The organism is Streptomyces sp. NPDC048434, from assembly GCF_043200375.1.
Lineage (GTDB): Bacteria > Actinomycetota > Actinomycetes > Streptomycetales > Streptomycetaceae > Streptomyces.
In genome coordinates this window covers 1-291 of sequence record NZ_JBICXQ010000052.1, presented here as the reverse complement: position 1 = coordinate 291, position 291 = coordinate 1, and positions in this window count along the sequence as shown.

Sequence of the window (291 nt, the reverse complement as noted above, 5' to 3'; positions counted from 1 at the left end):
GGTGGGTGTCCGGACTGCTGCGCTTTACGTCCGGACACCCACCCGCTCCGGCCCGTCCCCTCCCGTTGAGGGATGGGAGAAACTTCGGTGGGGGTGCACGTGGGTGGTCCGGTGCACCCCCTGAGTCACACGGAACCCAGCCGTGAACGCCCGCCCCCACCCAGCTTTTTCCCACCCACCCACGGGAGGGGACGGGCCGGAGGGGCCTGGTGTGTGGACGTAAAGCGCAGCAGTCCACACACCAGGCCCCGGAGGCCCGTCACCGCACCCACAGCCCCGCGCAGCGGACCC